The organism is Clavibacter nebraskensis NCPPB 2581, assembly GCF_000355695.1.
GTDB lineage: Bacteria > Actinomycetota > Actinomycetes > Actinomycetales > Microbacteriaceae > Clavibacter > Clavibacter nebraskensis.
Map to the genome: position 1 here is coordinate 2,944,677 of NC_020891.1, position 19,485 is coordinate 2,964,161.

A 19,485-nucleotide genomic window follows, 5' to 3' on the forward strand; every position below is an offset into this window, starting at 1 on the left:
AAGCGCGTGACTCGACCTACGCAGCGATGCGCGCGATCCGGGGTCGGCACCGCCCCCCTGGTAGCCTCGTCCGCGCAGGCGGGGACGATGAAGGCGAGCCACATGACCGACGACACGCACGACACCGGCCACCGAGAGGGTGGGGCGTCGGAGCCTCCCCTCCTCAGCCGCCGCGAGCTGCGCCGCCGCCAGCAGGAGATGGAGCAGGGCCGCTCGACCGACGCGTCGGGCGACGCGCACCGGTGGGTGGATCCGTTCCCCGCCGTCCCGCGCGCCTCCGAGGGCGGCCTGTTCGGACCCGACCGCGTGCGGCCCGGATCCGCCGCCGAGCCCGCCGACGGCACGACGTCCGTCGACGGCACGACGCCCGTCGACGACGAGGCCGACGGCATCGATGACCTGGCGCCCGACTCCCCGGAGGACGCCGTGTCCTCGGACGCGCGCTCCGACGATCCGCGCACCGATGAGGTCGAGGTGGTCGGCACGCACGCGTTCGACGAGCTGTTCGTCGACGACGAGCGCGAGGCCGAGGTGGACGCCGCGGAGGACGCCGACGACGCCGCGGGAGCGCCCGCGCAGGACGAGCCGGCCGCCCCCTCCCCCTTCGACGCGGTCGTCGCCCCGGCCGTCGGATCCGCGTGGAGCGTCCCCGCTCCGCACGTCGTGAACGCGCACCCCTTCCGCATGCCGCTCCGGCCGTCGACCGAGGTCGAGCCGAGGGACGCGGCGGGCACGGACGACGACGCCGCCGCCGAGCAGGCCGAGGCGCCGCACGCCCCGATCACCCCCGCGGGCCCCGAGCACGTCGACGCGCCCGAGCCCGCCGCCGCGCCGCAGCCGACCCCGGTCGCCTCGCTCCCCACGGCGCCCGACGACGTCGAGGAGCCCGCCGACGACCGTCGCCCCGGCACCGACCTCACGGCGTTCCCCGACGCGGATCCGCAGCGCTACGTCATGCGCACCCCGCGCGCCGACGCCGCCACGAGCGCCCTCACCCTCTTCCCCGAGCAGACCGGCCATCGCCCGTCGCGTGGTCCCGCGATCGCCCGCACGGGCTTCCGCGGCTTCATGAACACCGTCACGGGCGGCGTCTTCAAGATCGGCCCCGGCGCCGAGGAGGCCGCCGCGAACGCGGAGGTCGCCCGCCGCGAGGGCGACGAGCGCATCATCCGCCAGGCCACGTGGTCGCGCGCGGTCAGCGTGCTGGTCGCGAACCGCAAGGGCGGCGTCGGCAAGACGCCCACCTCCCTCATCCTCGGTGGCGTGCTCGGCTCCATCCGCGGCGGATCCGTCGCCGTGGTCGAGGTCACCGACGATCCGGGCGCGCTCGGCTACCGCGCCGAGGGCCAGCCGACCCGCGGGCTCGGCGAGCTCGTGCGCGACCGCGACGAGATCCACAGCGCCGGCCAGCTCGCCGGCTACACGGCGCCGCAGACGAGCTTCGCCTCGGTCGTCGCGTCCGTCGGCCCGCGCCGCGAGCTCACCGGCGAGGACGTGATCGGCGTCGCGCGCCTCATCGACGAGTACTACGCGGTGCGCGTGATGGACTCCGGCAACCAGCCGTCGTCGTCCGCCTTCCGCGGCGCCATCGAGGTCACCGACGTGCTCGTGGTCCCCGTGCTCAACGCGGGCGACGCGGTGCTCGAGGCCGTGGCGCTGCTCGACTTCCTGCGCGAGCTCGGCGGCCACGCCGCGATGCTCGCCGACAACGCCGTCATCATCCGCCTGCACGACGGGCGCCCGGAGGACCCGGCGGTCGTCGCGCGCATCGACCGGATCCTCGATGACGCCCGCCCGGCGCAGATCTTCACGGTGCCGTACGACGCGCACATCGCGGAGCGCGGCCCGATCTCGCTCGCCTCGCTCGACCCCGAGGTCGCGCGCGCCTTCACGGCCGCGACCGCCGGCGTCGTCCAGCGGCTCGCGCACGCGGTCCGCTGACGGACGCGTCCGCGGGCGGATCCACCGGGCGCCGCCCGCGGATCCGCCGCCCGCTCGACCGCGAGATCCTCGCCTTGGCGGTGCCGGCGCTCGGCGCGCTCGTGGCCGAGCCGCTGTTCCTGCTCACCGACACCGCGCTCGTCGGGCATCTCGGCAGCGCGCCGCTCGCGGGCCTCGGCATCGCGAGCGTGATCCGGCAGACGATCGTCGGCCTCCTCGTCTTCCTGGCGTACGCGACCACGCCCACGGTCGCGCGGCGGCTCGGCGCGGGCGACCGGCCGGGCGCGATCCGCGCGGGCATCGACGGCCTGTGGCTCGCGCTCGCGCTCGGCGCGGTGGTGCTGGTTGTGGGGCTCGTGGTCGCGGATCCGCTCGTGCGCGCCCTCGCGGACACCGGTGGCACCGAGGCGGACCCGGCCGCGACCGCCGCCGTGGTCGACGCCGCGCGCACCTACCTCGGAATCTCGCTGGCCGGCATCCCCGCGATGCTCCTCGTCATCGCCGCGACCGGCCTCCTCCGCGGCCTGCAGGACACGCGCACGCCGCTCGTCGTCGCCGTCTCCGGCTTCGCGGCGAACGCTGCCCTCAACGCGTTCCTCATCTACGGGCTCGGGTTCGGGATCGCCGGATCCGCGTGGGGCACCGTCCTCGCGCAGTGGGGCATGGCGTCGGTGTTCGTCCTGATCGCCGTGCGCGCCGCCCGCGAGACCGGCACGACGCTGCGGCCCGGCCTCCGCGGGGTCGCGCGCTCGGCGGCGTCCGGCGGCTGGCTGCTCGTGCGCACGGCGTCGCTCCGGGCGGCGATCCTCGCGACGGTCGCGGTGGGCGCGGGCCTCGGGGTCACCGGGCTCGCGACCCTGCAGATCGCGCTCAGCCTGTTCTCGACCGTCGCGTTCGTGCTCGACGCGCTCGCGATCGCCGGGCAGGCGCTCGTCGGCCACGGGCTCGGCGCCGACGACGTGCCGCGCGTCCAGGCTGTCGCCCGCCGGCTGGTGCAGTGGGGCGTGGGCCTCGGCGCGATCCTCGGCCTCGTGCTCGCGGCCCTGTCGCCGCTGCTCGGGCCGGTCTTCACGGGCGATCCGGGGATCCACCGCATGCTCACCGCCGTGACGCTCGTGCTCGCGGTGGGCCTGCCGGTCGCCGGGTACGTGTTCGTGCTCGACGGCGTGCTCATCGGCGCGGGCGACGCCCGCTACCTCGCGCTCGCGGGCCTCGTGAACCTCGCGATCTACGCGCCCGCGCTGATCCTCGTGGCGTGGCTCACCGGGACCGGCCGCGTCGCCGGCACCCCCGCGCTCCTCGCGCTGTGGGCCGCCTTCGGCCTCGTCTACATCGGGGCGCGGGCGCTGACGCTGGGCCTGCGGGCGCGCGGCGACCGGTGGATCGTGACGGGGGTCGCGCGGGCCTGAGCCGGCGGCGGCTCGCGCGTCAGTACATCGCGAGCGGACCCGCGCCGCGCGGCCCCGGGAACGCGCGGTCGAGCTCCGCGAGCGTCTCCTCCGGGATCACGAGGTCCAGCGCCGCGCGGTTGTCGGCGACGTGCGCGGCCGTGGCGGCCTTGGCGGTCGCGAAGACGTGCGGCGCCTGGCGGACGACCCACGCGAGCGCGAGCTGGCCCGCGCTGACGCCCAGCGGCTCGGCGAGGGCGGCGAGCGTCGGATCCGTCGCGAGCCGGCCCTGGTCGAGCGGCGAGTACGCCATGACGAGCATGCGGCGGGAGCGCGCCCACGGGATCACGTCGTGCTCGGGCCCGCGCTGGGCGAGGTTGTAGAGCACCTGGTCGGTCTGCGCGGCGGCGCCGCCGGGGATCGCCGCCAGCTCGTCGAGGTCGTCGGCGTCGAGGTTGCTGACGCCCCACGCGCGGATCAGCCCCTCCTCGACGAGCTCCTGCATGGCGGCGACCGTGTCGGCGAGGGGGTGGGATCCGCGCCAGTGCAGCAGGTAGAGGTCCAGCCGGTCGGTGCCGAGGCGCGCGAGGCTGCGGCGGGCGGCCTCGCCCGTGCCGCGGCGGGAGGCGTTCGACGGCAGGACCTTGCTGATGAGGAAGACTTCGTCACGGCGGCCGGCGATGGCCTCGCCGACCAGCTCCTCGGATAGCCCGCTGCCGTACATCTCGGCGGTGTCGATCGCGGTCAGGCCCGCGTCGATCCCGGCGCGCAGGGCGTCGAGCTCGGTCGCCCGGGCGGCACGGTCGTCGCCCATGTTCCAGGTGCCCTGCGCGAGGGCGACGGCGGTGCGGCCGTCGGGGAAGGTGGTCGTGGGGGTGTCGGTGTCAGCCATCGCGTCCATCCTCGTCCGTCCGGCCGGTCGCCGCGTCAGCGTCCGCGCGGTGTCGCCGCGACGCCCGGGAACGTCGGCACCCAGCAACGCACGGCAGCGCGGTAGCGACGGAAGGGATCCCCGAAGCGGGCCTCGAGGTCCGCCTCCTCGCCCGGCCGCACGACATGGTTCCAGAGTGACGAGCCGATGACGGCGTATGCGACCACGAGCCAGGATCCGAGCATCAGCCCGACCGCCGCCGCCTGCGTCACGCCCGCGAGCGCCATCGGGTTGCGGACGAAGCGGTACGGGCCCGCGATCACGAGGCGCGTGGCGGTCGCCGCCGGGAGCGGGGTGCCGCCGCCGCGGGTCGACATGGCGGCGGCCGACCAGATCCCGAGCGCGCTCGCGATCACCAGCACGGCGATCCCCACGGGCAGTGTCCACGACGGCAGCGGCACGGCCACCCGCCAGCGCAGCTCGAGCCAGCGGATCCTGAGCGGCGCGACGACGAGGAAGGAGCCCCAGAAGACGACGATCTGCAGGGCCGTCGCCGTCACGTGCCGCGAGGTGGGGGCGCTCGCATCGGCGGGGCGCGCGGCGAGCGGGCCGATCAACGCCCACCGGGTCGGTAGCCGACCGACGAGCAGGAGGGCGCAGGCGACGAGGGATCCGAGGGCCGCCGCGGCCATGATCACGACGCCGATCCCGGCCTCGGTCGTGACCGTCGCGTACACGGCGAGCGCGACGGCGACCAGGAGCGTCCACGCGGACGCGACGACGGCCGCCCACCGGGTCCCCGTCGCGGCCAGCGCCGACCCCACCACGAACAGCGGGATGTCGAGCAGGGCGACGGGCAGCGGATCCAGGGACCCGAGCGTCGCGATGCGCACCGCCGGGACGAGCGGGACGGCGATCCACCAGGCGGCCCCGCCGAGCGCCTGCGCGGCGAACCAGAGGCGCGCCCATGCGCGCGCGGGGAAGAGGCGCGACGCGCGACTCACCGCGGGTCCGCGTGCTCCGGCGGCCACACCACGGCGAAGCGCTCGAAGACGATCTCGTCGCCCTCCGACCACACGGCGCCGCGGGCCGCGCTCACGCGCTCCCAGTAGATGCGGTGCTGCGTGCGCCAGCTCTCGAGGGAGAGGTCGTCCTCGCCCTCGTCGCGCGCGAAGGCAGCGTCGGCGCTGGCGAACGGGCCGACGCGGAGCTCGGTGCTGCGGATCACGATGCGCGGCGCCCCGGTGCTGTCGCACGCGATCCAGTGCGAGCCGATGCGCGGCACCTCGTCGCCACGCGCGAGGAAGTCGGCGACCAGCTCGGCGGTGGCGCGCTTCCGGCCGGAGAGCACGATGCCGAGCAGCTCGTCCGCGAGCCGGGCGTGATCCCCGAAGTGCTCGACCGTGTGCTCGGGCCCGGCCCCGACGGCCTGCGGGTGCGCCTCGGCGTACGCCGCCCACATCCGCGCGGCGGCCGCACGGTCGGGCGGGGAGACGGGCGCGGGCGCATCGGGCATGGATCCGATGCTCCCACGCAGTCGGACGGCCGCAGGATCCCTCAGACCGCCCGCGCCACGAACACCATCACCCGGGACGCCTCCGTGAGCGGGACCCGCGCGAAGTCGCCGTGCACCGCGTCCACGTCGAAGCCGGCCGCGTCGAGCTGGGCCGTGATCGTCGCGCGGTCGCGGAAAGCGAACTCCTGCACGTCGGAGACCAGCTCGCCCGTCGCGACGAACCGGCTGCGGAAGACGACCGTGACGCGACCCGGACCGGTCTCCTCGACGTCCAGCCACTCCTCGAGCGGGCCGTGCGCGGTGTCGCGGGTCGTCGCGGGACCCGCCCACCGCTCCCACGCGCGATCCGCCGGGTTGCGGCTCTCGAAGGTGAGGGTGCCGCCCGCGCGGAGGGACCGGCGCAGGTCGGCGAGGGTGCGCATCCACTCGGCATCCGGGATGTGCTGCGCGACGTTGCCGGTGAGGAACGCGAGGTCGAACGGGCCGGGCGGCAGCGCGCGGCTGTCGCCGTGGATCCACTCGACCGCGTCGCCGCCGGGCCGGTTCCGGGCGACGTCGAGCATCGCGGCTGACGGATCCACGCCCACGACCCGGCGCCCGGGCGTCGCGAGCGAGACGGTGAGCATGCCCGTGCCGCAGCCGAGGTCGAGCACGGACCGCGCGCCCACCTCCTCGGTGAGCGCCCGGTCGAAGTCGTGGTCGGGTCCGTCGGGATTGTCGCCGTCGTACAGCGCGACGAGGCGGTGATCGAGGTCGGGCACGCTCCGACGGTATCGGGCGGTGCGCCTAGCCTGATCACGTGACCGACCCGAACCAGCACCCCGCCCGCGGACGCCGCGCCCCCGACGCCGCGCAGCGCTCCGAGGCGCTCAAGGAGCGGATCTACGTCACGTTCACGGCGCTCGCGGTGACCATCGCGACCGTGCGCGACGCGGAGCACGCGACCGTCGGCGGCGCCGCGCTCACCCTCCTGCTGACGGTGGTCGGCACGCTGCTCGCGGTGTCGGTGGCCGAGTGCATCGCGCAGATGGTGCGCGACGGCGAGGTGCCGGATCGCCGGGACGTCGGCCACATCCTCTACGTCGGCATCAGCTCCCTCGGCGTGCTGCCCGCGCCGCTCGCCATCCTCGGGCTCTCCGCGCTCGGCGCTCTCGATCTGACGGCGGCCCTGCGGATCATCTCCATCGTGCTCGTGGGGACGCTCGTGCTCGTGACGCTGATCGCCGTCCGCCGCCTGCGCGTGGGGTTCGGCGTGAAGCTCCTGGTGCTCGCGGGCGTGGCCGTGCTCGGCGTCGCGGTGCTCGCGGTGGAGCTGGCCGTCCACTGATCCGCTCCGGATCCGATCCCGGCCGTCCCCGAGGCGACCGACGTAGCGTATGGGGATGCCCGCCTCCCCGCTCGCGCCGCTCCTCGAGACCGCCCGCCTCCGCACGCGGCCGCTCGGCCCGGCGGACGTCGACGTGGTGCACCGCCTGTGGGCGGAGCGCGACCCGCGGCATTCCGCGCACCGCCGCGTCGACGACGAGGGGCACCCGTCGCGCGACCAGGTGCTCGACCGCCTGACGGTGCAGGCGGAGGAGTCGCTCCGCACGGGGATCGGGCTGCTCGCGATCGAGCGGCGGGACGAGCCGGGCGTCATCGGCTACTGCGGCCTCGTCGTGGGCAGCGCCTCCGTCGAGGAGCCCGAGATGGCCTTCGAGCTGCTGCGCGAGGTGCACGGCTCGGGGTTCGCGACGGAGGCGGCGCGCGCCGTCGTCGACGCCGCCCGCGCGACCGGCCGCACCCGGCTGTGGTCGACGGTCCGCCGCTGGAACTCCGCGTCCGTGCGCGTGCTGGAGAAGGCCGGCTTCGCGGACAGCGGCCGCGTCACGCCGGATCCCGAGGACGGCGACACCGTGTGGATGGTGTGCGAGCTCGGCGATCCGTCGCCCGCCGGCGCCTAGCGCGCCGGCGACTCCCAGCGGATCTCTCCGTCGACGCGCTCGTCGGTGGGCGCGAGCCCGAGCCGCCGGGCCACAGCCGCGGACGCCGCATGATCCGGGTGGATGTGCGCCCGCACGATCGCGACGCCGCCCTCCCGCAGCCACGCGACCATCGCGGCCGCGCACTCGGCCGCCGCGCCGGATCCCTGCGCCGCGGTCCCGACGAGCCACGCCACCTCGGCCATGCGCACCCCGTCGCCGTCGCCGTCGCGGTCGCCGATCACGGTCGCCTGCACGAACCCGGCCGCGCGGCCCGACGCGCGCTCGCGGAGAATTCACACGAGCCACCGCGCGGTTCCGTCCGGCGAGCGCCCCACCGCCTGCCGCGCGAACCGGGCCTCGAGCGCGGCGGGCGACGGCGGCTCGCCCCCGGTGAAGCGGTACAGCGCCGGATCCGCGAGCACCCCGACCATCTCCCGCGCGTGCCCGACCACCAGCGGCTCGAGCGCGAACCGCGCCGTGACGAGCACGGGGGCGGGAACCGGCGACGTCGTCATCGCCCGAGCCTCCCACGCCGGACGCGTCGCACCCCGCCGATACAGTGACGACGTGACACCCCGCGGCGCACCGGCGCCCTCCGCATCCCCCGCCTCCGCCTCGCCGCTCGCGCTCCCCGGCGGACGCCGCGTCGCCGTCCAGTTCGCCGCCATGGGCACCGTGTGGGGCGCGAGCTTCCTCTTCATGAAGGTCGCGCTCGAGGGCGTCTCGTTCGGGCAGGTCTCGTGGACGCGGCTCGTGCTCGGCGCCATCGCGCTCGGCCTCATCGTCGCCGCGCGCCGGCTGCCGCTGCCGAAGGAGCGCGTCGTGTGGCTGCACTTCGCGGTCGTCGGCGTCGTCGGATCCGCCATCCCGTACTCGCTGTTCGCGTGGGCCGAGCAGCATGTCACGTCGGGCGTCGCGAGCATCTACAACGCGACGACGCCGATTATGACGGCGCTCCTCGCGACCCTCGCCTTCCGGGTCGAGAAGCTGGGCCGCCGGCAGCTCGCGGGCATCGCGTTGGGCATCGTCGGCGTCGTCGTGATCATCGGCCCGTGGCGCCTGGCCCCGAGCGCGGAGGCCGCCGCGTCCGGCGAGCCGCTGCTCCAGCTCGCCGGCCAGCTCGCGTGCCTCGGCGCGGCCCTCTGCTACGGGATCACCTTCGGCTACCTCCGCCGCTTCCTCACGCACCGCGGCATCCCCGGCGTCGTCACCGCGTTCATGCAGATCGGCATGGGCGCCGCCGCGATGGTCGTCGCCACCCCGTTCCTCGCGACCGGCCCGGTCTCGCTCGACCTCCCCGTCGTGCTCAGCCTCGTGGTGCTCGGCGTGGTGGGCACGGGCCTCGCGTACCTCTGGAACATGAACGTGCTCCTCGCCTGGGGCCCCACCGCCACCTCGACCGTCACGTACATCACGCCCGTGGTGGGCGTCGCGCTCGGGATCCTCGTGCTCGGCGAGACCCTCCACTGGAACGAGCCCGCCGGCGCCGTCCTCGTGCTCCTCGGCGTGCTCCTCTCCCAGGGCCGCCGCCGTGCCGCACGCGGATCCGCCGAAGGGTAGAGCGTCGAACCCTTCCGTAATACGATGAGCGCATGGCGCGCATCATCAACGACAGGGAAGTCGACGAATCGCAGGTCGACGAGTGGGTCGACGAGGCGGAGGCGGGATACGACGTCGGCGCGCTCCGCGCCCGCTGGGGCCGCGCTCCCCGTGGGGAGGCGGCGGCCAAGGTCATCCCCGTGCGGCTCACCGAGGCGGAGCTCGAGGCCGTCATGGCTCGTGCCGAACGCGAGGGGCTGAACCGCTCCGAGGCCATCCGCGCGGCGCTCGACGCCTGGTCGCACGCCGCGTGATCGTCCGCGCGTCCGCGCGGAAGCACGGCGTGGCCGACGAGGACGCCATGGCAGCCGCGTCGACGCCGCTCGTCTCCGGTCCCCTCGACGACGAGGAGCCGCAGCGTCAGCTCCGCGTGGGATTCGACACCGCAGCTCGTCTCCTCGAGACCGTCGTGCTCGTGTGGGACGACGGGACCGAGGAGGTCATCCACGCCGTGAGGTGCCGGCCGCAGTACCTCGATCTCCTGGGATGACGAGCACCGCCGCCGCCCCCGCCGCGACGCGCACCCCTCCGACGCCCGGCTAGGCTCGCCGGGTGCGTCTCGTCATCGCCCGCTGCTCCGTCGACTACGCCGGCCGCCTCAGCGCGCATCTCCCCCTCGCCACCCGCCTCCTCATGGTCAAGGCCGACGGGAGCCTCCTCGTCCACTCGGACGGCGGCTCCTACAAGCCGCTCAACTGGATGAGCCCGCCCTGCACCATCGTCGAGGTCGAGCCCGACGACGACCAGGCGCTCGCGGGCGTCCGCGAGATCTGGCGCGTCGTGCAGCCGAAGACGGCCGACATGCTCGTCGTCTCGATCCACGAGGTGCTGCACGACTCCGCGCACGACCTCGGCGTCGACCCGGGCCTCGTGAAGGACGGCGTGGAGGCGCACCTGCAGAAGCTGCTGGCGGAGCAGATCCACCTGCTCGGCGACGGCCACGAGCTGGTGCGCCGCGAGTACATGACCGCCATCGGGCCGGTCGACATCCTCGCGCGCGACGCGGCGGGCAAGTCGGTCGCCGTCGAGCTGAAGCGCCGCGGCGACATCGACGGCGTCGAGCAGCTCACCCGGTACCTCGAGCTGATGAACCGGGATCCGCACCTCGCGCCGGTCACGGGCGTCTACGCCGCGCAGGAGATCAAGCCCCAGGCCCGCACGCTCGCCGAGTATCGCGGCATCCGCTGCCTCCTCCTCGACTACGACGCCATGCGCGGCATGGACGACGGGCACGCGCGCCTGTTCTGACCCGATCCGCCCGCGGCCCGCCCGCTCGCTCGCGAGCGCGCGCCTGTCCACCTGGCGACGTACCCCCGTTCGGGGGCTGTGCACTGCCCGGACCCCTGCCTAGCGTCGAACGGGCGACGGCTCACCGCCGCATCTACGGGGGTGGACGTGAGGCGTGCCGATGCGGTCGTCGGGACGACGCCGTGACCACGATCCACGCCACCGCCTCCCGCGCCGCCGCCCGGGCCGAGGGCGCCGGCGCGGGGGCGACCGCCGCGCGCGTGCGCATCGACCCGTACCCGCGCAGCTCGAGGAACCGCTGGCTGATGCGCCTGCTGCTCTCCCTCCCCTACCTCGTGGTCGCGATCCTCGGCGACCGGGCGGCGGGCGAGGCGCCGATGGCCACGACGACGGTGAACGCCGACCTCCTCGCGCGGGTCGCCCGGATCGACTGGACCCGCGCCGACGCCGCCTGGGTGGGCGACCTCTACCCGCCCGTGGGGACGATCATCGCGGCCATCACCCCCGGCGGGACGCTCGGCCTGGGGATCGTCGGCGCCCTCATCGCGGGTCCGTTCCTCCAGCAGATGCTCCAGGCGATGCAGCAGCGCCGCTTCCCGCCCGTCGAGTCCGCCATGTTCATGGCGGCCCTCGGCGCCAACCCGCTCTTCGCCCACATGGTGACGACCAACCTCGAGGCGTTCCTCGGCGTCGCGGCGTTCGGCGTGGGCGCCACCAACATGGTCCGCTTCGTGGCGTACCGGAACACGCAGGCCGGCTTCCGCGCGGGCCTGCTGTTCTCGCTCGCTGCGCTGTCGAGCGCGAGCGGCATCGTCTACATCGTCGTCATCGGGCTGGCCGCGCCGCTGATCTCGCTCGCCCGCCGCGGCGAGCGCGGGGCCCGGGCGTCGAACATCCTCGTGCTGCTGTTCCCGACCCTCTCGGCCTTCCTCACCGTGGCGTTCCTGCAGCTCGTGTTCCTGCACCGGCCGTTCGCGTTCCTCACGGACCAGTTCGGCTACGACCCGGCCCTCTGGGACACCGTCCCGCAGCTCGTCACGACCCTCAACGGCTTCCTGCTGCTCGCACCGATGATCTCCGGCTGGATCCTCGCGCTCCTGGTCCGCCGCCCCGGCGCCGTGCTTATCTCCACGCTGCTGTTCCTCGGCCTGCTGGTCGGCTACATCCTCGGCCTCATCCCCGCCAACTCCGCCGGCAACACCTTCTTCATCATGACGATGATGGGCATGGCGATCCTCCCGGCCGCCACGACGCGACGGGCCGACGTGCTGATCACGATCGTCGCCGGGGTCCAGATCGTGATCGCGTGGGCGGCCGCGTACAACCGGCCCGTCGTCCTCGACTGGATGGGGTCCATCGCCCGCGTCATGGAATGGGCCTGAGATGACGATCGCGCAGCCGACGTGGCAGGACGACATCGACCCGGAGCCCGTGCGGCGGGGACCCCGGGAGCGCTACCTCGCCGAGGGCTGGCTGCCGATCCGCCGCCTCGATGACGGACGGCACCTCGTCGCCACGGACGGTCGCCACCGCGAGCCAGCGTTCGCCGACGCCCTGGCCGCTGGCCTCGGCGGCCCGGTCTCCTTCACCGAGGTGGATCCGTGGGACCTCAAGGACGCGGTGCTCCTCATCTGCGGCGAGGCCGTCGCCGACGACGCCGCCAACCGGCTCTTCCGCCGGAACCCCGAGCTGTCCGGCCGCTACGTCTTCTCCCGCGGCCAGAAGACGGGCGCCCTGGTGGCCGCCGTCGTCATCGTCGCCCTCGCCGTGGTGTGGCCGCGGCAGACCGCCGTCGGCGCGCTCTCCGTGGTGAGCCTCGCGTTCCTCGCGGCGACGACGTTCAAGTTCCTGGTGGCGCTGCAGGGCGCGCGCTTCGACGTGGTGGAGCGCGTCACCGAGTCGGAGGTCGCGCGGCTCGACGACGCCGACCTGCCGGTCTACACGGTCCTCGTGCCGGTGTTCCGGGAGGCCAACATCGTCGCGCAGCTCATCGAGAACCTCGGCGGGCTCGACTACCCGGCGCACAAGCTCGAGGTGCTGATCCTCATCGAGGAGGAGGACTCCGAGACGCGGGACGCGATCGTGCACGCGGACCCGCCCGCCCACTTCCACATCGTCACCGTGCCGGCGGGCCAGCCGCAGACGAAGCCGCGCGCGTGCAACGTGGGCCTCACCCTCGCGTCGGGCGAGTTCCTCGTCATCTACGACGCCGAGGACACCCCGGATCCCGACCAGCTGAAGAAGTCCCTCATCGCCTTCGAGCGCGGCGGCCCCGAGATGGTGTGCGTTCAGGCCGCCCTCAACTACTTCAACGCGACCGAGAACGCCCTCACGCGCATGTTCACGCTCGAGTACTCGTACTGGTTCGACTACATGCTCGCGGGCCTCGACCACTCGGAGCTGCCGATCCCGCTCGGCGGCACCTCGAACCACTTCCGCACGGGCGCGCTCATGGAGCTCGGCGGCTGGGATCCGTACAACGTCACGGAGGACGCCGACCTCGGCATCCGCGCCTCGGCCGTCGGCTACCGCGTGGGCGTCATCAACTCCACCACCATGGAGGAGGCGAACACCTCCATCCCCAACTTCATCCGCCAGCGCTCCCGGTGGATCAAGGGGTACATGCAGACGACGCTCGTGCACGCCCGCCGTCCGGTCGCCCTGATCCGCGAGGTCGGGATCGTGCGCTTCCTGTCGTTCGCGCTGCTCATCGGCGGGACGCCGGCCACGTTCCTCGGCGTGATCCCCTTCTACCTCGTGACGATCGCGTCGCTGGCGATCCCGACCACGGCCCTCTCCTCCGTCTTCCCGGCCTGGGCGCTCTGGACGAGCCTGTTCAACTTCCTCATCGGCAACGGGGTCATGGTCTACGTCTCGATGATGGGGCCGTTCAAGCGCGGCACGTTCCACCTGATCCTGTGGTCGCTCCTCAACCCCGTCTACTGGATCCTCCATTCCATCGCCGCGTACAAGGGCCTCTGGCAGCTGCTCACCCGGCCGCACTACTGGGAGAAGACGGAGCACGGCCTCACCCAGCAGTGACGGGGAGGGTCCCGGCGGACACCCCACGGACCCTCGTAGGGTGGGCCCGTGACCGCACCCGACACGTCCCCGCCGTCCCCCGCCGCGGGCTCCGCGCCCTGGAGCTGCATCCTCTTCGACCTCGACGGCACCATCACCGACTCGGCCCCCGGCATCACCGCGCAGCTCGCGAAGACCCTCGTGTTCATGGGCCTGCCCGTGCCCGGCCCGGCCCAGCTGCTCGAGTACGTGGGCCCGCCCATCCTCGACTCGTTCCGCGACCTCGCCGGCATGGACGACGACGCCCAGCAGCGCGCGCTCGCCCACTACCGCGAGGGCTACGCGGGCGGCGGCGTCTTCGACAGCTCGGTGTACGCCGGCGTGCCCGAGGTGCTGCGCGCGATCCACGCGGCCGGCATCCCGCTCTCCCTCGCCACGAGCAAGCCCGAGTCGCAGGCCCGCCGCGTGCTCGACCACTACGGCATCGCCGGCCTCTTCACCGAGATCTGCGGCGCGAGCGAGGACGAGGTGCGGTCCGCGAAGGCCGACGTCATCGAGGAGGCCCTCCGCCGGCTGCGCGCGGACGGGATCGACCTCGGCAACGTCGTGATGGTGGGCGACCGCGAGCACGACGTGCTCGGGGCGGCCGCCCACGGGATCCCGACGGTGATGGTCGGCTGGGGCTACGGCGCCCCGGCTGAGGCCGCGGGCACCATCGCCGTGGTCGAGACGGCCGCCGAGCTCGAGGCCCGGCTGCTCCCGGCGGTCGACCGACCCGCCGCCTGACGGCCCGGCTCCGAATCCCTCACAAGCAGGAGCCTTTCCACAGATCCGGCTGCCGGAGCCCCATCGCCCCGGGGTTAGCAACACGGAGTGACAGAATGACCCGCGGAGGAACCATGTCAACACCGCAGGACCTGCAGGACCCGCTCGCGCTCGACAGGCAGGTCAGCTACTCGCTCGTCGTCGCCGCCCGCAGCGTGACCGCCCTCTACCGACCCATCCTCGACCCGCTGGGGCTCACCCACCCCCAGTACCTCGTGCTCCTCGCGCTCTGGGCCCGCGGGCCGCGCTCGGTCAAGGACCTGAGCCACGAGCTCCAGCTCGACAGCGCCACGCTCTCCCCGCTCCTCAAGCGGCTGGAGGCCATGGGCCACGTGTGGCGCGTGCGCCGGGCCACGGACGAGCGCGTGCTGGAGATCGGCCTCACCGACCAGGGCCGCGAGCTCCGCGAGAAGGCCGTCGCCATCCCGCAGCAGATCCGCGACCGCCTCTCCATGACGGAGGAGCAGCTCGAGGGCCTCAAGACCGTGCTGAGCCAGGTCATCGACAACGCGAAGGCGCTCCCCGAGACCATCTAGACCCGCCGTCCCCGCACCCCGCGCCACCGGCTCCCCTGCATCACCACACCACCCGATCGGAGCGCGACCAGTGAGCGACACGGTCCGCGCGGTGCTGCTGCTCGAGTGCTACGTCACCGTCACGCTCCTGGCGCCGCTCCTCCTCGGCCGCCTGCCGCTCGTCGCCCAGCGGCCCGTGGCCATGCTCGCCGCGTGGCACGGGTTCCTCGTCACCGCGGTGCTGAGCCTCGGATCCGGGCTCGGGCTCCTCATCCACCAGGGCATGGCGATGCAGGCGGGAGCCGGCCCGCAGCAGGACGCGGACACGGCGCCCCTCGCCGCCATCCCCCTGGCCTACGTGGCCGCGGGCGTGCTCGGCGTGCTGCTCTTCCGGATCGTGGAGGAGGGCGGACGGGTGGTGCGCGCGGCCCGGGAGCGCGCGGGCGAGGTGGCGACGCTGCTGCTCGCGTCGCGGCCGTACCGGGTGGCGGGGCGCGACGCGCGGATCGTGGAGTCCGACGTGCCGCTCGCCGCGCTCTCCCCCGCCACCGGCGTGATCCTCCTCACCACCGAGGCGCGCGCCCGCCTCGACGACGACGAGCTCGCGGCCGTGCTCGAGCACGAGACCGCGCACCTGGAACAGCGGCACGCGCTCGCGGTGCGGATCGCCCAGGTCTCGCGCGCGATCCTCCCGGCCCTCCCCGCGAGCCAGCGCCTCGCGCTCTCCACCACCATCGCCATCGAGTTCATCGCCGACGACCACGCCGCCCGCGTCACCGGGCCGGACACGGTCGCCGCGGCGCTCCGCAAGCTGGATCCGGACGGCGGCCTCTCCACCCTCCGCGTCGACCGCATGCGCCACCCCCGCGGCGGGCACCGGGTCGCGCTGCGCCTGCTGTGCGCGGTGGCGTGCGCGCTCCCCGTGCTGCCGCTGGTCATCGTGCTGCTGCCGCCGGCCTGAGCCGGCCCGGGGCGCCCGGGGCCGTGCGCTAGGGTCTCCTCTCGAAGGGGAGTAGTCCCCCCGGCCTTCGAGCCGGACGGCGATGCGTCGACATGCTGGCCCCCGGGCCCGGTGCATCACCCGCCACGGAGCACGAGCGAGGCGGGCGGACGAGACCTTCGGCCAGACGAACGACAGGCGCGCGACGCGCCGTCGCGTCGGCCGGAGACCCCTGGGGTTCCCGGCCGTCGCCCGACCGGAGGACCCATGACCGCCATGCCCCCTGCCCGCACGCCCGATCCGACGCCCGCCCAGGTGCGCCGCTGGCGGCAGTACCTCGCCGACGAGCGCGCCGAGGCCGCCGTCTACCGCGACCTCGCCGGCCGCCGCACGGGCGAGGAGCGCGAGATCCTGCTCGCCCTCGCCGAGGCCGAGGGTCGCCACGCCGACCACTGGATCGAGCTGCTCGGCGACCGCGTCGGCAAGCCCGTGCGCGGCGACATCCGCACCCGGATCCTCGGCCTGCTCGCCCGCCGCTTCGGATCCGTCTTCGTGCTCGCGCTCGCCCAGCGCGCCGAGAGCCGCTCGCCGTACGCGGACGACGCGGACGCCACCAACGCGATGGCCGCCGACGAGCGCGTGCACGAGGAGGTCGTCCGCGGCCTCGCCACCCGCGGCCGCATGCGCCTCTCGGGCACCTTCCGCGCCGCCGTCTTCGGCGCGAACGACGGGCTGGTCAGCAACCTCGCGCTCGTGCTCGGCATCACGGCCACGGGCGTGCCGAACGCGGTGATCCTCGCCACGGGCCTCGCGGGCCTCCTCGCCGGCGCGCTCTCCATGGGCGCGGGCGAGTTCGTGTCGGTGCGCTCCCAGCGCGAGCTGCTCGAGGCCTCGGCCCCGGATCCGGGCACGCACGACGCGCTCCCCCACCTCGACGTCGACGCCAACGAGCTCGCCCTCGTCTACCGCGCCCGCGGCATGACCGAGGAGGAGGCGCTCGCGCACGCCGACGAGGTGCTGCGCGACCTCGCGGCCGAGACCCGGCCGATCCCGGTCACCATCGCGGGCGTCGCCGCGTCGGAGGACGACCACGAGAGCGTCGGCACCGCGTGGGGCGCGGCCATCTCCAGCTTCTGCTTCTTCGCGTCCGGCGCCGTGATCCCCGTGCTCCCGTACCTCGTCGGCCTCCAGGGCCTCGCGGCGCTCGCGGTCGCGTGCGTGCTCGTCGCGATCGCGCTGTCGATCACGGGCGCGGTCACCGGCCTCCTCTCCGGCGGCCCGCCGCTGCGCCGCGCGGGACGCCAGCTGCTCATCGGGTTCGGCGCGGCCGGGGCCACCTACCTGCTGGGGCTGCTCTTCAACACGCAGGCCGGGTGATCCACCACCCGCCTCTGCAGGGCGGTGGGCGGCGGGCCGCGCCGGCCGCAGCCGATACGGTTGTCCGCATGGCTGACGGAGATGACCCCCGCCGTCGCGAGGACTCCCTCGCGACGCGCATGAGCGACGCGGTGTCGCGCACGAGCGAGCGGGAGGTCGCCCTGCGGGCGATGGGCCTGCTGGACGGGCTGTACGAGGGCGACGACTTCCTGCTGCTGGTCGGCGGACGGCACGCCCGCGGGATCCTCAACGGCGCCCCTCCCCTCTACTGGCCCGAGGCGTGGGGCGCCCGCGCGCTCCTCTACGCCTGGACCCCCGAGGCCGCGAAGGTCGTCGAGAAGAACCTCACGAACCGCGCCTGGCGCGTGCGCGAGGCGTGCGCGAAGGTCGTCGCAACCCGGCAGCTGCCGCTCGTGCGCGCGCTCACGGTGCTCGTCACCGACGAGAACGCCCGCGTCCGCGGCGCCGCCCTCCGCGCGCTCGGCGCCGTCGGGGGACCTGCCGACGAGGAGGTCATCCGCCGCGCGCTGACGGATCCCGACACCTCCGTCCGCGTCGCCGCGCACGACGGCCTCGAGGCCCTCGCCGCCCGCCACGAGCAGGTGCTCTCCCCGGCCGGCCGGCACGCGGCCGCGGCGGCCGAGGCGAGCGCTCCCGCCACCGACGCGGATGACGCCGACGACGCCGAGGACGACGCCCGCTCGTAGGCCTCGCCAGGCGCGTCCCGTCAGAGGTCCGGGAAAGCCGGGAACGCGCACGTCGGCGGATCCCCGGCATCCGGCCCCGCGGTCACCCGCACGTCCGACGCGGTGGATGCGAGCGGCACGCCCCCGAAGGCCGCGCCCGCGGTCGTGATGTCGGCGGCGGCCATCTCGACCGGCGCCGCGTCGACCGCGGTCCGGCGGAGCGCGAGGCCCAGCGGGTGCGCCGCGTCGTACCCGTCGAGCTCGGACGACGCGAGGTGCAGCGACCGGGTCGCGCGGAAGCCGTCCACCACGATGCCCGTCATGGTCGGGATCGAGGTGCCGACCGCCGTCGCGTAGCGGGGATCGAACGCCAGGGGGTTCTTCACCTCGTCGACGCACACGTCGCGGTACTCGACGTCCCGCACGAGGCCGCCGGATGTGGCGGAGCCCTTGATGCGGATCCCCCCGGCCGCGACGCTCAGCGTCCCGAAGGCGTCCCGTCCGCTCACGGTGACGCGGGCCACGAGCACGTCGCTCACCCCGGCCTGCGTCTCGCTGCCGATCGCGACGCCGTGCGTGCCGAAGAGGTGGTCGTCGAGGACGCTGATGTGCGCCGACGCCGCGGTGCCCGCCTTGACGGCGATCCCGTCGTCACCGGCGCTGATCCACGACCGAGCGATGGTCACGTCGGTGGCGCCGGCCGGGTCGATGCCGTCCGTGTTGCGGGCACCCGCCGGCGTCCGGATCACGACGCCCCAGACGGTGAGGCCGTCGCCGTGGTCGAAGGACACGTGCGTGCCGGGCGAGTCGACGAGGTCCACGTCGTGCAGCGTCACGTCGTCGGCCCGCGTCGCCGCCACGAGCCGGGGCACGTTCTGGTGGCCGCCCTGCTTGGCGTCCGCGGCGACCTGCCACCAGCTCCGGGTCCCGCCGAAGATCGGGAGGTCGCCCCGGCCGTCGACCCGCCCCTGGCCGAGGCCGGTCGCCGTGCTCGACTCGAGCCCGGAGTGCGACGACAGGGTGATGAAGGGCCGGCAGCCGTCGCCCGCGCCGGCGACGGTGCCGCACGTCGCGCGCCCCGCCACCTGGTAGTCCGCGGCCGCGCGGGAGGCGTGCAGCACGACGGAGGGATCGAGGACCAGCACCTCGCCCGCGCGCACGGTGATCGGCGCGCTGAGGAACGCGGCCGTGGTGGCCGACGCCGCGAGGACGACGGCGCCGCCGGATCCCGCGCACCCGTCGAGGGCGGCCTGGATGCGCGCGGTGTCGGGGGCGTGCGCCTCGTCGGCCGCCGACCCCTGCCGCTCGGCCATCGCGACCGCGGCCGGGACGGTGGCGCACGTGGTCGCCGGTGCGACCGGCTCCGCGACGGTGAGCCGGTCGCCGTGCACGACGGATCCCGCGTCGCCCGCCGACGAGACGGATGCGGCACCCGGGGGCGCCGCGGCGAGGGTGACCACGGACGCGAGGACCGCCGCGACGAGCAGGCCGTCGACCAGCAGCGTGCGGATGCGGTGCGAGGACAAGCCCATGGGACGCCCTTCCGAGGATCGGGGCGAGGAGGTCCCGCGCGATGGGGCCACGATAGGTCGCC

22 protein-coding genes are annotated in these 19,485 nt (G+C 74.7%); 15 read left to right on the forward strand and 7 right to left on the reverse strand.

All coding sequences use genetic code 11. The features are described from left to right. Nucleotides 1–102 precede the first annotated feature (102 nt). Entirely contained in the window at nucleotides 103–1,941 is a 1,839-nt protein-coding gene (locus CMN_RS13895; RefSeq protein WP_015491413.1) for a MinD/ParA family ATP-binding protein, read from the forward strand. 74 nt (nucleotides 1,942–2,015) lie between these two features. Continuing rightward, complete coding sequence (locus CMN_RS13900; protein ID WP_015491414.1) at nucleotides 2,016–3,350, forward strand: MATE family efflux transporter; 1,335 nt, start codon at nucleotides 2,016–2,018, stop codon at nucleotides 3,348–3,350. A 19-nt stretch (nucleotides 3,351–3,369) separates the two neighbouring features. On the opposite strand, the gene CMN_RS13905 is transcribed toward CMN_RS13900, so the two are convergent. From CMN_RS13905 to CMN_RS13920, 4 genes are read right to left on the reverse strand one after another with little or no spacing between them, the layout of a single operon-like run. Further along, entirely contained in the window at nucleotides 3,370–4,230 is an 861-nt protein-coding gene (locus CMN_RS13905) for an aldo/keto reductase (protein ID WP_015491415.1), read from the reverse strand. A 26-nt stretch (nucleotides 4,231–4,256) separates the two neighbouring features. Then, nucleotides 4,257–5,204 carry a methyltransferase family protein gene (locus tag CMN_RS13910; RefSeq protein ID WP_015491416.1) on the reverse strand — a complete coding sequence of 316 codons (948 nt, stop codon included), beginning with the start codon at nucleotides 5,202–5,204 and terminating at the stop codon, nucleotides 4,257–4,259. Then, nucleotides 5,201–5,716, reverse strand: coding sequence for an ASCH domain-containing protein (locus tag CMN_RS13915; RefSeq protein ID WP_015491417.1), 516 nt, complete (start codon nucleotides 5,714–5,716; stop codon nucleotides 5,201–5,203). Before CMN_RS13915 ends, CMN_RS13910 begins: the two co-directional genes overlap by 4 nt. 41 nt (nucleotides 5,717–5,757) lie before the next feature. Further along, nucleotides 5,758–6,477, reverse strand: a complete 720-nt coding sequence (locus tag CMN_RS13920; RefSeq protein WP_015491418.1) for a class I SAM-dependent methyltransferase — start codon at nucleotides 6,475–6,477, stop codon at nucleotides 5,758–5,760. A gap of 38 nt (nucleotides 6,478–6,515) precedes the next feature. Between CMN_RS13920 and CMN_RS13925 the strand changes: the two genes are divergently transcribed. Both CMN_RS13925 and CMN_RS13930 read left to right on the forward strand, forming a co-directional pair. Next, a complete protein-coding gene (locus CMN_RS13925; protein WP_015491419.1) occupies nucleotides 6,516–7,043 on the forward strand; it encodes a hypothetical protein in 528 nt (175 codons plus the stop codon). A 55-nt stretch (nucleotides 7,044–7,098) separates the two neighbouring features. Beyond that, the gene (locus CMN_RS13930) at nucleotides 7,099–7,659 is read left to right on the forward strand and encodes a GNAT family N-acetyltransferase (protein WP_041465589.1); all 561 of its coding nucleotides are present in this window, start codon (nucleotides 7,099–7,101) and stop codon (nucleotides 7,657–7,659) included. Here CMN_RS13930 and CMN_RS15390 read toward each other — a convergent pair. Beyond that, nucleotides 7,656–7,973, reverse strand: a complete 318-nt coding sequence (locus tag CMN_RS15390; RefSeq protein WP_269446370.1) for a GNAT family N-acetyltransferase — start codon at nucleotides 7,971–7,973, stop codon at nucleotides 7,656–7,658. The two genes, CMN_RS13930 and CMN_RS15390, sit on opposite strands and share 4 nt — an antisense overlap. Continuing rightward, nucleotides 7,974–8,195, reverse strand: coding sequence for a GNAT family N-acetyltransferase (locus CMN_RS15395; RefSeq protein WP_231853758.1), 222 nt, complete (start codon nucleotides 8,193–8,195; stop codon nucleotides 7,974–7,976). A 151-nt stretch (nucleotides 8,196–8,346) separates the two neighbouring features. Here CMN_RS15395 and CMN_RS13940 point away from each other — a divergent pair, with 151 nt between their 5' ends. The 11 genes from CMN_RS13940 to CMN_RS13990 all read left to right on the forward strand — a co-directional run bounded on the left by CMN_RS13940 (nucleotide 8,347) and on the right by CMN_RS13990 (nucleotide 17,912). After that, complete coding sequence (locus tag CMN_RS13940) at nucleotides 8,347–9,240, forward strand: DMT family transporter (protein ID WP_015491421.1); 894 nt, start codon at nucleotides 8,347–8,349, stop codon at nucleotides 9,238–9,240. Between the two features lie 32 nt (nucleotides 9,241–9,272). Beyond that, nucleotides 9,273–9,533 (forward strand): ribbon-helix-helix protein, CopG family, encoded by a 261-nt coding sequence (locus CMN_RS13945; RefSeq protein ID WP_015491422.1) that lies wholly within the window; start codon nucleotides 9,273–9,275, stop codon nucleotides 9,531–9,533. Nucleotides 9,534–9,562: 29 nt separating this feature from the next. Then, nucleotides 9,563–9,769, forward strand: a complete 207-nt coding sequence (locus CMN_RS13950) for a hypothetical protein (RefSeq protein ID WP_309485192.1) — start codon at nucleotides 9,563–9,565, stop codon at nucleotides 9,767–9,769. A 62-nt stretch (nucleotides 9,770–9,831) separates the two neighbouring features. After that, a complete protein-coding gene (nucS, locus tag CMN_RS13955) occupies nucleotides 9,832–10,527 on the forward strand; it encodes an endonuclease NucS (protein ID WP_015491424.1) in 696 nt (231 codons plus the stop codon). 182 nt (nucleotides 10,528–10,709) lie between these two features. Then, nucleotides 10,710–11,909, forward strand: coding sequence for a hypothetical protein (locus CMN_RS13960; RefSeq protein WP_015491425.1), 1,200 nt, complete (start codon nucleotides 10,710–10,712; stop codon nucleotides 11,907–11,909). Nucleotide 11,910: 1 nt separating this feature from the next. Further along, nucleotides 11,911–13,569 (forward strand): glycosyltransferase family 2 protein, encoded by a 1,659-nt coding sequence (locus CMN_RS13965; RefSeq protein WP_015491426.1) that lies wholly within the window; start codon nucleotides 11,911–11,913, stop codon nucleotides 13,567–13,569. 48 nt (nucleotides 13,570–13,617) lie between these two features. After that, nucleotides 13,618–14,334, forward strand: a complete 717-nt coding sequence (locus CMN_RS13970) for an HAD family hydrolase (RefSeq protein ID WP_015491427.1) — start codon at nucleotides 13,618–13,620, stop codon at nucleotides 14,332–14,334. A gap of 113 nt (nucleotides 14,335–14,447) precedes the next feature. After that, nucleotides 14,448–14,909 (forward strand): MarR family winged helix-turn-helix transcriptional regulator, encoded by a 462-nt coding sequence (locus CMN_RS13975; protein WP_012039555.1) that lies wholly within the window; start codon nucleotides 14,448–14,450, stop codon nucleotides 14,907–14,909. 70 nt (nucleotides 14,910–14,979) lie between these two features. Further along, nucleotides 14,980–15,849, forward strand: a complete 870-nt coding sequence (locus CMN_RS13980; RefSeq protein ID WP_015491428.1) for a M56 family metallopeptidase — start codon at nucleotides 14,980–14,982, stop codon at nucleotides 15,847–15,849. 246 nt (nucleotides 15,850–16,095) lie between these two features. Then, nucleotides 16,096–17,205 (forward strand): VIT1/CCC1 transporter family protein, encoded by a 1,110-nt coding sequence (locus CMN_RS13985; RefSeq protein WP_015491429.1) that lies wholly within the window; start codon nucleotides 16,096–16,098, stop codon nucleotides 17,203–17,205. 68 nt (nucleotides 17,206–17,273) lie between these two features. Beyond that, the gene (locus CMN_RS13990; RefSeq protein WP_015491430.1) at nucleotides 17,274–17,912 is read left to right on the forward strand and encodes a HEAT repeat domain-containing protein; all 639 of its coding nucleotides are present in this window, start codon (nucleotides 17,274–17,276) and stop codon (nucleotides 17,910–17,912) included. Nucleotides 17,913–17,932: 20 nt separating this feature from the next. On the opposite strand, the gene CMN_RS13995 is transcribed toward CMN_RS13990, so the two are convergent. Then, the gene (locus CMN_RS13995; protein ID WP_015491431.1) at nucleotides 17,933–19,423 is read right to left on the reverse strand and encodes a glycoside hydrolase family 28 protein; all 1,491 of its coding nucleotides are present in this window, start codon (nucleotides 19,421–19,423) and stop codon (nucleotides 17,933–17,935) included. Nucleotides 19,424–19,485: the final 62 nt, after the last annotated feature.